Raw genomic sequence first — 12,208 nt, 5'->3', positions numbered from 1 at the left:
TAGTTGGAAACTAACGCTCATTAGAATCCAAGCTCCCCACACTTTTATTTCTTATTTCGTCCGGCTCTCCTTTTGCTTTTCTTCACTTCTCGTTTATGCTTGGCTTTCTTTTTCTTTGTTAGTATTAGAGAGATCATAGGTCGTCTTTCAAAATTTTCGATTTAGGTTCAGGATAAAGCAATACAACGATGCAGCCAAGCAGCACAAAACCCACGTTAAACCATAAATGCTGCGTCCAGTTCATGTTCTGGAGTGCCCCCCCGCATGAGCACGGAATGTAACTGCTGTAGTTCAGTATCATTACTATATACGCAGTAAACATGGTCATCAGCGTTACAAAGGCATAAATGCCCGACATCCTTGTTTTGTCAAAACACAGCATCATAGCAATCACAATTTCTACCAGCGGAATAAACCAGGCTACATAACCGGCAAACAAAGTGAGCACGGGCGATTTGCCCAATTCAACCCTGAAAGTCGAAAAATCTATCAGCTTGCTGCTCGCCACGTATACCATAAGCAGGATAAATAGAGCACAGCTTGCCTCTATTAATAATTCCTTTTTCTTCATCGCTTAAAGTTTCAGTTTATAGGTGTAAATGAAATTCTCATACAGTGCTATCAAGGTACTTCCGTAAACCTTAAAATCCTTTAGCTTCTGATCTTTGATGTTTAGCATGTAAAAGCTGAATTGGTATTTACCATCCTTCACTGCGTACACATCTACAACCGATGAGTTTTTCCAACCTTCCTCAATTTCATTGTCAGCCTTTAATGCAGATTGAATAAACAGGTAATTTTCATTGGCAGCACAATGCTTGTTCACATACAGAGGAGGTGAAGCTAAAGTACTCGCATGTCCATTCTCAATCTTGCCTAGCTTAATCTGAGCATGACTAACCGTGTCAATTGTCTTCCCTTTGTACAGCAAGTTCATATCTTTATCCAAATGTAGAAACTGATTGCGGTAGTAATACACATAGAAAAAGCTATTGTTACTGCTTTTAACCAGCATACCGTCAGTACTGAATGTGCCATCGCCCTGCGCCTCCAACTGGTAATGCTTATCCAGCACCTTTGTCCCTGTTTGACTGATCAAAGTATACACCCTATTCTTGTTCATTACTCGCAATATCCTACTGTCATTACCAATAGGAAGCGCCGCTGTAAACGATGGGGATTTTTCAATTTTATCAAACCTGAAGTCCCTCAGTTTCCCGGATACTACCTCCTGCTTAATCCCATCAAAAAGATACAGGTCATTACTATCGGTACGCAGGTAATTTCCATCATACAGTTTCAACTCCTGATTTGCCCTTAAGCGGATGCTACTTGTATCTCTGCTGTTTAATGCTACCCTAAACAAAGCTAATTTATCTATATAATGCCCAAAGTATATGGTATCATTATTGCAACCTGCTATGTAAAAGCCTTTGTGCTTCAAATCAATAAACCTTATACCTTCTACCTTTTTTGAAGGGTATTGGCGGACAAAGCCGTTACTCTTGTTGTTTTGATAAGCAGAGAAAGCATACAGGAAGATAATGCTAAGTATTCCTGCAACAAGACAGGCAAATAAAATGATTAATCTTGATTTTTGCATAATAGTCCGTGAACATCACCAGCGGAAATTCGCTGGTGATGATGGTTAATAATTAATCTACATGATAATATGGGTAAGTGCATGGGTAAAAAGTTGTCGGGCTAAAAGCTGGAGCATCAACATGCCAATAAACATCCCAAGCAGTGCATTGAGCACCTGTACCATAGATAGCACAATCATCATCAGTAAGTCCTTGGGTTCGACATTGCGTAGGATTTAAATAATCCGAGTAATTGCATGCCATAAACATTCTAGTTTTTGATTTACCTGTTGGGCTAAAAGCAAATGAAGCCAAAACGCCAAGCATGCAAACAGTTCCTAATGCAAATTTCTTGAATTTCATATTTTTTAAATTTAATATCAGTACCATCTGCTTAAGGAGAGATGATTAATCCTAACTACTGCAGTAATGTCTTAATATTTTATTCTTAATGGTCCATGAAAGAAATTCATGCTATCCATTTAATCAAATAAGTATGCGCTTAATAATTTGGCACAAAACTTATTGCTGGAGAGTTAGTCCCTGTTCCACCAATCAATCCTCTAAAAACCAACGTAGCTCTTTTCCTTCTTGTTGCCATATGATTTGCAGAGGAAATTGTATGGCTAGCTAACAATATTCCGTTACTATTCCTGACCTGAAAGTTGAAATAAGTATTTGGGAATTTGTATGTCGCCTCATACTTTTTAAATACGCTCTGTTTTTTATAAGCGAGTCCGGTAAATTCATTCACAGTAGAGCTACTCGCTAAGGTCACGTTTACATCGCCACTGTTTGGCACCAAGTTGATAAATCGCACTGCGAAAGCACTATCTGCATAAACTGGGAATGCAGATTCTTTTACAAAAACAGTATCGTAATTAGGCGATTGTCCAGTCAAGTACAAACTGTTGATACTACCCGCTGTCAGATTTAAATGACCATTAAATACTGATTTTGTCGTATCTGTTGAACGAACGATATTTAGCGAAAACTCAGATCTTGCATCCACTACACTATAAACTTTGTTTGCCCCATAGACCACGCTTGCTTCTGTTCCAGTATAGGAACCCCAATTTATAGATTTTCCAAAGTAATTTACCTTAACTATTCCTGCATTTATAGCCACGTTAACTACATTGATAGATGCAGGGATTTCAATATGTTCCTTTATACAAGCGCTAAGACACACACATAGTACAAGTATGATTGTCGATATTTTTTTTTCCATCTTAGTAATAATTATTCAATTACATCTTTTAAGATTAGAACTCTCATCTCTTTAGTACCTCGAACTAGATCAAGACCATTCTTTCGCAAACCTGCCCTCACTTCTTCTAAGTCCACTAAATTGGCTTTAAACTTTATGTCTACTTTATAAGGGATGTTCGTTTCATTAACAAAAATATTTTCACTCTTCCTTCCAATTTGAACTGGGCCTCGACAGGCATCTAATACTTGCTCCATCGTAGCCCCTATAAAATCTATTCCTCCAAATTTCGAATCAGATTTATTAATCAGAATATTTGAAGATGCATTGTTGGATCTAAGCCTTTCAACTCTTTTATTATCAATAACCACTAACTTCCAAATTGGCATAACTCTATTTTCGATAACGCCTTCAAGTCCAAAATAATTCTTAAGATCCTGCTTCATGATACTGATAGGCAGACCGGTATTTGCTTTTTCAATTGGTACTGTCAAGCTATAACAAAATCGTCCCATACCGGTAACATAGTCTGATGTTATAAACTTCAGTTTTGTAGAATCATTTGTTTCAATTAAAGGGACGGGCCAATCTTTCCCATATCTTTCATCTTCTCTTAAAAGACTGGGCACCGAATAGCCTATATATGCCAACTGATATAGATTTATAACAGAAATCGAATACTCTTCAAACATAGCTTTGTCGCCAATCGGATACATCTCAAAAGGAACTGATTTATAATATGGCGTAATTCCTCTATTGGCTTTCGAAAGCAACGAACGAAATAAGAACGAAGTATCATTTCCACCATTAGATGTTTTCCCAGAAGTCAGGAAAGGAATACTTGTATTATAATTCTGTTCTAGTTCTAATGCTTCAGATCGGTTTAATGATTTGCGTACGGATACTGAGTTTCCACTCAAAAGGCCTCTGACAGTAGCTTCATCAATTCCAGTTGTGATAACGTTAACTATACCCGCAGGATCTACAATTAAAATATGCGGCACTGTTTTTACTCCATATAACCTTTGAAGCACTGTGTCAAACGCAACTGTAAATTTCAATCCGTTTTTTTCTTCGAGCATGTTGTAGAGTTTTTTTGTCTTCTTTTCAGACGTAGCTCCTTCCCCTGTCGCACTACACATTCCAATCATTACGATCTGAACATCATCTTTAAAAGTCTCTGCAAGTTTGTTCATTTTTGGAAAGCTCTGAATACAACCTCCACATACCGAAGACCAAAAGTCAAGAATCAACCATTTGCCTTTTTTTTTACTTAGAGTCAGTTTCTTCTCAGGATAATTTCTTACATCAGTTAAAGTGTAATCAGGTAATAGCTTGCCTGTTTCAGGATAGTTTATATTCTGTGATTTAGCAGAATTTGTTAATAATTGTACAGATGCTATAAGAAGCTGTATACCTATCAATTTATATGTTTTCATCTTTTAATTATATCCTAGATTCTGAATCAAATTTTTACTATTATCTACATCGTTTTGAGGGATTGGCCACAATTTCATATAAGATTCCCACACACCGCCCTTCCCAAGCGATACATCAGGCATTATCCCGTCAATTTTTCCGCATCGTTTAAGGTCCAACCAACGGTGCCCCCACTCCGTAAAAAACTCCAGACCTCTTTCATTTAATATAATATCTAGCAAATCCTCCTTGGTAGCAGAAGGTAGTACTGAGCGGACTTTAGGCTGATTAGCCCTCACCAAGATAACATCAATGTCGTCCATTGCCAAATCTAATTTACCTTGTTGCGCGCGAGCTTCGGCACGTATCAGGTATTGTTCAGCCAAGCGAAATACAATTGAATATTCCTTTTCCGCAGATGTACCATCAGCTTTGTATTTATATGGAAAATGATAATCGTTTGCCGGGCTAATTGAATTATCTGTATAGGTACCTATCCAAGAACTTCTTCGTAAGTCATTTACTGCAAACCGCTCCAATAACGCATCACTTATAGTGGTACTTCCTGTCAAACCGGCACCAGGTGTAGCACGTATTATAAAATATTCCGATTCAACCGTTCCTTCTGGTGCTGGCAAAGGTCTGCTCAATTGCCATATAGCTTCCTTGCTTTCCTTCAAAAATACCCGATCAATTGATTCAAGTTCATAAAGAGCTGTTTTTGAAATGACACGATCCGCTTCTATTTCTGCATTGATTACATTGCCGCTGTATAAATACACCCGAGACAACAATGCGGAAGCAGCATAAGTATTTGGTCTTACCCTTTCAGGGGATTCAGAAACGGAGTTTCCATCAACATATTTTTCCGTCAACAATTTTTTGGATTCCTGGAGGTCTAAAATGATCTGTTTATAGACATCGGTTGTTGCTGCACGTCCAGCTTTAGCATTAGCTTCATAATCAGTTGTTAAAATAATAGGCACATCTCCATAAAAATTAACCATATAGAAATGCCAAAATGCACGAATAAAATAAGCTTCGCCGAGCAATTGCTGGCGAACAGTAGTGGTCATTGCTGTAGATTGGTTCACGCCTTCGATTACCGCATTCGCTCTGTAAATGAAGTTGTATCCCCCATTCCAAAAAATATTTGTCAACGCTGTCTGGGCACTTTGGTCATTTTTGTATAACTGCAAAAAATTTCCACTTGTCAAGGTCGTGTTCACTTCATCAGCTGCTAAAGCACTATACCACGATATATACAATGGTGTTGCATTGATGTCGTCCATCATTCTTGCATATATACCAGTAATAGCAGAACTAGCCGTTTCATCACTTTGAAATACAGCCTTAGAAATCAGGTCATTTACCGGCAGCCCAGCTTCTGTTAGCTTTTTGCACCCCAATAGGCCTGTTAAGAAAATGCTTGTTAATATAAAATAGTACTTTTTCATAATTATTGGATTTTGATCAATGATTATAGTGCGATTTGCATACCAGCTGTCATCATTCTTATGGAAGGCATCCCATAAGAACTGGAACGGCCCATATCCGGATCAAATCCTTCGTATTTAGTGAATGTTAGAAGATTCTGCCCCTGGATATAAAGTCTAAAGCTGTGAACGAAACTAAGTGTCCCCTTTGAAACCGGCACTTTCCAGGACAGGGCCACATTTTTTAGTCTCAAAAAAGAGGCGTCTGTAATCAGTCCATTACTATTGGTAAATAAATTTTGACGGGTACGTTTGAGGCCAGAGGTAGTTTGGGACAGTTCCTGCCGTCCGCCGTCAAGGGCTGATTTAGGGATGTTACTGTTCCCTGAGTTGAATAAGCCAGCGGTAAAACTTTGATTAAAATCCTGAGCACTTTGTTTTGTAAATTGTATTAAAAAGTTCAGCTGAAAATTTTTATACTCAATATTATTTTGCAAGCCACCAAAATACTTTTGTCCTATAAAATAAAACTCCCGGTCAAAAGTTGATGTTACAGCTCCATCATTGTTAGCATCTTTAAATGTATACAATCCTGTTTGAGGATCAATACCTGTATAGCTATATAGGTATGACAGACTTAATGGCTGGCCAACAGCATATCGGTTCGCAAAACTTGAACTTTTAATATTTGGATATGAAATCAGCTTATTCTTGGGGAATGTGATGTTGATGTTTGCATTCCAAAGAAACTTCGTTGTTTTTATTATATTTCCTGATGTCTCTAGTTCCAGACCCGAATTCTGTAGAACGGCCGAGAGATTCGCCTTCACAATTGAGAAACCCGTAATAGCTGGTAAAGCATAATCTACCAATTGATTCTTTGTTCTGTTTCTATAGAAGCTGGATGAAAGAAGTAACCGGTCGTTAAACAGTCCCAATTCTAGGCCAACTTCTATCTTGTCTACTCTCTCCCAACCATATAATGGATTGGTATGCTGTGTCGGCTCCAAACTCGGAACGCCTTGATATGCAATAGCATAAGACGTATACGCACTTAAGTACTCATAATCCCCAATTTGATCATTACCAGTAATTCCATAACTTCCTCTGATTTTTCCGAAACTAATAAAGGAAATATTTTTTTTTATAAAATTTTCTTCCGAAAACACCCAAGCTGCACCGATAGCACCGAAGTTACCAAAACGTTTATCGGGGCCGAAACGGCTACTTCCATCTCTTCTTGCTGTTAAGTTAAAAACATACTTGTCATTAATCGCATATCCAATTCGTGTAAATAATGCATTATAGCGATATTTTGCATCCGAATTATTTAATATTGTTCGATAGGTACCAGCAGCAATATTCTCAATAAGCGCATCAGTTGAAAATCCTGTAACATTTTCTGCAAGTGCTGTCTTACCGGTACCAAGGATAGTCGAACCAACTAATATGTTTAATTCACCTTTCCAAAAGCTCTTATTATATGAAAGTTGCGGTTCTATTATCCAAGAGTTATTTCGATTAGTTGCAATATCATTTGTCCGAAATATAGATGCCGGAAGAAACGATGGGTTGATCGCAGAAAATGGAGTTATATTATTTTGCTGGAAATCCAACTTGTTATATCCAAGGGTAGTCTTAAACTCTAGATCTTTCAAAATTTTATAATTGACTTGGAAGTTGCCAATCAGGTTGTTAGAATTTTCCTTAGCCTTTGTAAAAAGTGCTGTTAGCGGGTTTGCCCAGGTCTGATTTGCCCAATTCAAACTTCCATCCGAATTATACACTTCTGGTGCGTTTGGTGCAATGGAAATGCTATTTGTAAAATCACTTATTGGGAGATTATTAAAATTATTTATATAGTTTGCAGAAAGATTGAAACTCAACCTTTCATTTGCCGATTGATGATTCAGGTTCATTGTAAAGCCTGCCTTTCTTCCAAAAAAATCTCCCGGATAAACCGTTGTTTCTTTACGGTATGTACCACCTATTCGATAATGGGTATTTGAGTTCCCACCGGATAATGAAGCTTGAAAATCGTTAACAGTTGCTGTCCCTCCAATAAAAAAATCCTGCCAGTCTGTATATTTGTTTTTTTCCCATGTTCCATTTAAGTCATAGTCTGTTGCTCTGGGTAGAATATTATCATTTTCAAATGCTTTTGTCCGCATCGCAATGTACTCCTCCAAGTTCAGAAACTCTAATCTCCGAGCTACCTCACCTACTCCAGAATATACATTTATAGCCAACTTGTCAGTGTTGCTAGCGCCCTTTTTTGTCGTGATCAATATTACCCCATTAGCACCTCTGCTACCATAGATAGCTGTAGCATCGGCATCCTTCAAAACTTCTATCTTCTCAATATCATTTATGTTTAAAGAATTAAAAGGACTCGCGTGTTTTCCGGTTGCGTCGTTAATCCCCGATAAGGTTAACGGCTCAGATATAAAAGGTATTCCATCTATTATATATAGCGGATCGTTGCCATTTGCTAGACTGTTTTGTCCGCGAAGTCTTATGTTCATACTTCTTCCTAAAACACCACTCGTCTGCTGAATAAATAAACCTGGCACTCTACCTTGAAGCGCAGCTATTGGATCGCTGATTGGTTGCCGAGCTAAATCCTCAGATTTAACTGTGCTAACATTACCCGTATTAAATGCTTTCTTCGTGCTGTAATAGCCTTTATTTATCGTCACTTCCTGAAGATCACTACTTCCCATTTTCAACTTAATAATCCCCATCATTTTCGTCGCTGGCAGTTCTACGTTTATGTAGCCGACATAAGCCACAATAACAGTCGCCCCCTCATCTACGCCCTGCAAATAAAATTCTCCGTTCACATCAGTGCTCACACTTTTACTCGTGCCTTTCACCTTCACCGTCGCCCCGACTAACACCTGATCATCCTCGCCAATGACCTTACCCCTAACGTCAATATCAACAAGACGAGCAATAACATTTTCCAGAAAACTTGGCATTTTTGGCTTCACCACAATAAATTTATCCTTCACAGAAAAACTCAAAGCCTGATTCTGGAAAAGCTTCTCCAGAGCCTCATTTAGCTCCTTAGCCTTAAAACTGACATTGACCCGCTTGGCATTATCAATATCCTTTACATTAAACACAAATTCATAACCGGTTTGAGAACGTATTTTATCCATTACGCTTTCCAGCGAAGCATTTCTTTCATTCAGCGTAATCTTCTGTGCCAATCCCGCAGCACACACCTGCATCAGAAAGGCAAAAATTAATAACGTAGTTACTTTCATAACTAACACAATTTGCCGGAGTACCCCTGAATCCAGGAGTACTCCCTTGTTAAAAGTATATAATTGCATACCTTTGTAATGTTTGGGTTAATACATAAATCCTTGAACTGATTTTAATTCCGATCTCGTATCGGTAAAGGGTTAACCCAGACTTAAACGTGGCTCCGACTCGTCCTCGGAATCACGTTTTTAATTTTCAGGCACCCCCGTCTCAGGTCATTCCCGCTGTCGTAAATGTTCTCTCATCTTCTAATTTTGGTTTGGTTCGTTGATTAATTTATTCTCGAGTTGATTGTTTTTAATACCATGATACAGCCGGTTTCCAGCCAAATCCTAATTTTTTATATATCTAAATGGAAGACCGATCCAGCTCATGAACAAAAAAAATCACCTCCCATAGCCCATAACCTTTCACAATCTTTCCTCCTTTTTTTTATTTATCCATATTCCAACAATTACACAGCAAGCTAATTCTCCTTATACACAAATACCTTCTTACCCTCAATCCTGAAATGCACTCCACCTGTAGCCTGCATCCTTTCTAAGATGACCGAAATGTTACGCGATCTGGCCACATAACCACTCATCACCACCTCCCTTGAAGCATTATCCGCATACTCAATGTCTATGTCATACCATCTTGACAAATCCCGCATGATCACATTCAATGGTACCCGCTTAAACTCAAAGAAGCCATTCTTCCATGCCGTCACTTCAGCGGTATTCACAGACAACACATTCAGCTCACCGCCATCCACCCTGGCCTGTTGTCCCGGAACCAACACCTTACTCTGCTGGCTGTCTTCAGATATCGTTACTTTCACGGAACCTTCCAGCAAAGTTGTCCGTACATCCCTTTCTTCCGGATAAGCGTTCACATTAAAATGCGTACCCAATACCTGCACCTGTTGAGATTTAGTTTCAACTACAAATGGATGTGACTTGTCTTTTTTTATTTGAAAACAAGCTTCGCCTTCAAGCCTTACCCTACGTACCCCACGCTCATTTAAGGTAGCAGAGTAAGTTAAACTTGAAGCAGCGTTTAGCCAGACCAGGGAACCATCAGGCAAACACACCTCATAAGTCTCGCCCCTGGCCGTAGCCAAAGTATTTGTCTTACCTATAGCATCAACCTCACCCTTTACATTATAGATGATCTTACCGTCAGCCATTTTCACAATCTCCATACCCGACTCCTGCGCAAGCTCTCCTTTAGCTACATCAGCCAACCTGATCTTTCTACCATCAGCCAAGGTCAGAGTAGCACCACTTTTTCCAGGAGCAATCTCTTTTGCAGCCATAGCCAGATTAGTATCATCTGAACCAGACCTAGAAAACAACACTGCTACCGCACAAACAATAATAATAGCAGCCGCTGCTGCCAACCATCTGTAACTTTTCTTTTTAGCCGGCACGGCCGGATGACCATCCAATATTCCAATAACTTCCCTGATCTTCTCTCTGACTTTATCTCTGCGTGCAACCTCAACTTCTCCATCCACATCACTCATTTCCATTTCAGTTTGTAATAATTTCAATAATTCGGAATCATGTCCACCAGCAGCAATCAGCTGGAACATTTCCTGAATTTCTACTTCCGAAGCTTCATCAGCGCTATACTTACGGAACAAGGATTCGATATTGGATAAGTTTTGAGGCATTATGTTTATTTTTTGTTAACTGAATATTATCTGAATATTTAAGGATAAGACTATCCTCAGCCAGACTATAACTATCCCATTATAAAAAATATTTTAAATACACCACAACTACCTATCAGACAGCAATATAAAAATTGATAAAGAAAGTAATCCCGTACGATTATTCATGAAAGTACGCACATGCTGCATGGCATGACCAAGCTGATTGTTCACCGTACTGGTAGAAATCCCTAGCTTATCAGCAATCTGCTGATGGGTTAAGCCTTCATTGCGGCTGAGCTCCCAAATCAGACGACGTTGCTGGGGCAATTGCGCTACAGCCATTTCTATAATCTTTGCACTCTCTTTGAGTATCAGTTGCTCTTCAGTATCATTGCTATAATCCAGATAACCCGCGGAAATCTTATCCACTAACTTCTGGTTATTGGAAATCTTTTTTAAATAAGTAAGCGTTTTATTGGCTGCAATATTAAAAAGGTAAGCAGTCGGATATTGTACATTCTCCAATAAATGCCTATTGATCCACAACTGCACAAAAATGTCCTGCACAATTTCCTCCGCCAGATTACGGGAACGAACCATTTTATCAACGAAAGGAAAAAGACGGTTTGAGTAATGGTTATAAATGGCATCAAAGCAACGCTCATCTCCCTTTGCTAAACCTGAAAACAGCTCAGCTTCGTTGATCAGTCTATGTATTGATTTTCCCATTTTAAACAGTTAACATGAGTTGCATTATGCTATTTAAATTTACCTAAAATTATATTTCCGTGCAATATTCAAAATATTTACCAAAGTGGTGAATTGACTGAATACCAAACAATTCAATTCAAAAAATGGTGAATTGATTGTTGCAGTCAAAAAGGCTGATTTTGTCCAGAAAAAAAAATCAAAATAATTCACCACCAAATACTGAAATTTCATATTTAACCCATTAAGTCCTGAAATTGCTTCTTTTATACCGTTAGATAGATAAGCATACAGAAAAGATTCAAATGAATAAATAGGAATTTCTATAAGCAGGAAAATGGATTGGTAAACTTTCATGATGCGCTTTTATGGATCTCGGGTAAGAGCTGCGCTATAAATAGAACTATAGCTATGGACTCTACAACCGCACTGCCAGGTTTTCTGACGACCTTAGGAACGGAATTACAATAGAGCCCATAGCTATAGTGCATTCAAAAGTATGCAAAATATCACTATGGGCATTACTCTATTGTCCCTTCCTTGCAATTGTCAGAATTTGGCAGTCGAGACTCTTTTTGTTAATAACCTGTATGTAAGTAAATTTTATATCACTATATGCTTATTTTAATTTTCTTAAGCTAAAATACAAAAAATCTTTACGTGGTACAAAATAATGTACCAATAAATTTTGCGACTAGGTGGATATTTCGCCATGCATAATAGCGAGATGGATAACTTCAAAGAAGGGCTGGGTAATCGAATTAAGGAATTACGTGAAGGTAAAAAACTTGGCGTAAGAGAGTTTGCCTTACTTGCTGATATTGAACACCATCAACTAATCAATATTGAAAAGGGTCGTGTGGACATGCGTGTATCGACACTGAAGAAGATTGCAGGAGGCCTCTCTATAACTTTAAGCGAGTTAGTTGATTTTTAA

The 12,208-nt window shown here is 38.4% G+C and carries 11 protein-coding genes; 1 reads left to right on the top strand and 10 read right to left on the bottom strand.

All coding sequences use genetic code 11. The features are described 5' to 3' along the window. Positions 1-133 precede the first annotated feature (133 nt). The 10 genes from R2Q84_RS20190 to R2Q84_RS20145 all read right to left on the bottom strand — a co-directional run bounded on the left by R2Q84_RS20190 (position 134) and on the right by R2Q84_RS20145 (position 11,628). Positions 134-571 (bottom strand): MauE/DoxX family redox-associated membrane protein, encoded by a 438-nt coding sequence (locus R2Q84_RS20190; protein WP_316818408.1) that lies wholly within the window; start codon positions 569-571, stop codon positions 134-136. 3 nt (positions 572-574) lie between these two features. After that, positions 575-1,603 (bottom strand): hypothetical protein, encoded by a 1,029-nt coding sequence (locus R2Q84_RS20185; protein WP_316818407.1) that lies wholly within the window; start codon positions 1,601-1,603, stop codon positions 575-577. Between the two features lie 52 nt (positions 1,604-1,655). Continuing rightward, entirely contained in the window at positions 1,656-1,946 is a 291-nt protein-coding gene (locus tag R2Q84_RS20180; RefSeq protein ID WP_316818406.1) for a hypothetical protein, read from the bottom strand. Positions 1,947-2,085: 139 nt separating this feature from the next. After that, positions 2,086-2,775, bottom strand: a complete 690-nt coding sequence (locus tag R2Q84_RS20175) for a hypothetical protein (RefSeq protein ID WP_316818405.1) — start codon at positions 2,773-2,775, stop codon at positions 2,086-2,088. Positions 2,776-2,825: 50 nt separating this feature from the next. After that, positions 2,826-4,232 carry a TlpA disulfide reductase family protein gene (locus R2Q84_RS20170; protein ID WP_316818404.1) on the bottom strand — a complete coding sequence of 469 codons (1,407 nt, stop codon included), beginning with the start codon at positions 4,230-4,232 and terminating at the stop codon, positions 2,826-2,828. Between the two features lie 3 nt (positions 4,233-4,235). After that, the gene (locus R2Q84_RS20165) at positions 4,236-5,669 is read right to left on the bottom strand and encodes a RagB/SusD family nutrient uptake outer membrane protein (protein ID WP_316818403.1); all 1,434 of its coding nucleotides are present in this window, start codon (positions 5,667-5,669) and stop codon (positions 4,236-4,238) included. 23 nt (positions 5,670-5,692) lie between these two features. Next, entirely contained in the window at positions 5,693-8,989 is a 3,297-nt protein-coding gene (locus R2Q84_RS20160) for a SusC/RagA family TonB-linked outer membrane protein (protein ID WP_316818402.1), read from the bottom strand. Positions 8,990-9,387: 398 nt separating this feature from the next. Continuing rightward, positions 9,388-10,581 (bottom strand): FecR family protein, encoded by a 1,194-nt coding sequence (locus R2Q84_RS20155; protein ID WP_316818401.1) that lies wholly within the window; start codon positions 10,579-10,581, stop codon positions 9,388-9,390. Positions 10,582-10,689: 108 nt separating this feature from the next. Next, the gene (locus tag R2Q84_RS20150; RefSeq protein ID WP_316818400.1) at positions 10,690-11,292 is read right to left on the bottom strand and encodes an RNA polymerase sigma-70 factor; all 603 of its coding nucleotides are present in this window, start codon (positions 11,290-11,292) and stop codon (positions 10,690-10,692) included. 39 nt (positions 11,293-11,331) lie between these two features. Next, positions 11,332-11,628, bottom strand: a complete 297-nt coding sequence (locus R2Q84_RS20145) for a hypothetical protein (protein WP_316818399.1) — start codon at positions 11,626-11,628, stop codon at positions 11,332-11,334. 370 nt (positions 11,629-11,998) lie between these two features. Here R2Q84_RS20145 and R2Q84_RS20140 point away from each other — a divergent pair, with 370 nt between their 5' ends. Then, positions 11,999-12,208, top strand: coding sequence for a helix-turn-helix transcriptional regulator (locus tag R2Q84_RS20140; RefSeq protein WP_316818398.1), 210 nt, complete (start codon positions 11,999-12,001; stop codon positions 12,206-12,208).

It is taken from the genome of Pedobacter nyackensis (assembly GCF_032678475.1).
GTDB lineage: Bacteria > Bacteroidota > Bacteroidia > Sphingobacteriales > Sphingobacteriaceae > Pedobacter > Pedobacter nyackensis_A.
Note: the sequence above shows the minus strand (reverse complement) of the source record. Positions and strands in the feature narration are given on the sequence as shown.

Bases quoted from the DNA above. Each gene is read 5' to 3' on its own strand.
- R2Q84_RS20190 (WP_316818408.1), bottom strand. From the start codon at position 571: ATGAAGAAAAAGGAATTATTAATAGAGGCAAGCTGTGCTCTATTTATC.
- R2Q84_RS20185 (WP_316818407.1), bottom strand. From the start codon at position 1,603: ATGCAAAAATCAAGATTAATCATTTTATTTGCCTGTCTTGTTGCAGGA.
- R2Q84_RS20180 (WP_316818406.1), bottom strand. From the start codon at position 1,946: ATGAAATTCAAGAAATTTGCATTAGGAACTGTTTGCATGCTTGGCGTT.
- R2Q84_RS20170 (WP_316818404.1), bottom strand. From the start codon at position 4,232: ATGAAAACATATAAATTGATAGGTATACAGCTTCTTATAGCATCTGTA.
- R2Q84_RS20165 (WP_316818403.1), bottom strand. From the start codon at position 5,669: ATGAAAAAGTACTATTTTATATTAACAAGCATTTTCTTAACAGGCCTA.
- R2Q84_RS20160 (WP_316818402.1), bottom strand. From the start codon at position 8,989: ATGCAATTATATACTTTTAACAAGGGAGTACTCCTGGATTCAGGGGTA.
- R2Q84_RS20155 (WP_316818401.1), bottom strand. From the start codon at position 10,581: ATGCCTCAAAACTTATCCAATATCGAATCCTTGTTCCGTAAGTATAGC.
- R2Q84_RS20150 (WP_316818400.1), bottom strand. From the start codon at position 11,292: ATGGGAAAATCAATACATAGACTGATCAACGAAGCTGAGCTGTTTTCA.
- R2Q84_RS20145 (WP_316818399.1), bottom strand. From the start codon at position 11,628: ATGAAAGTTTACCAATCCATTTTCCTGCTTATAGAAATTCCTATTTAT.
- R2Q84_RS20140 (WP_316818398.1), top strand. From the start codon at position 11,999: ATGGATAACTTCAAAGAAGGGCTGGGTAATCGAATTAAGGAATTACGT.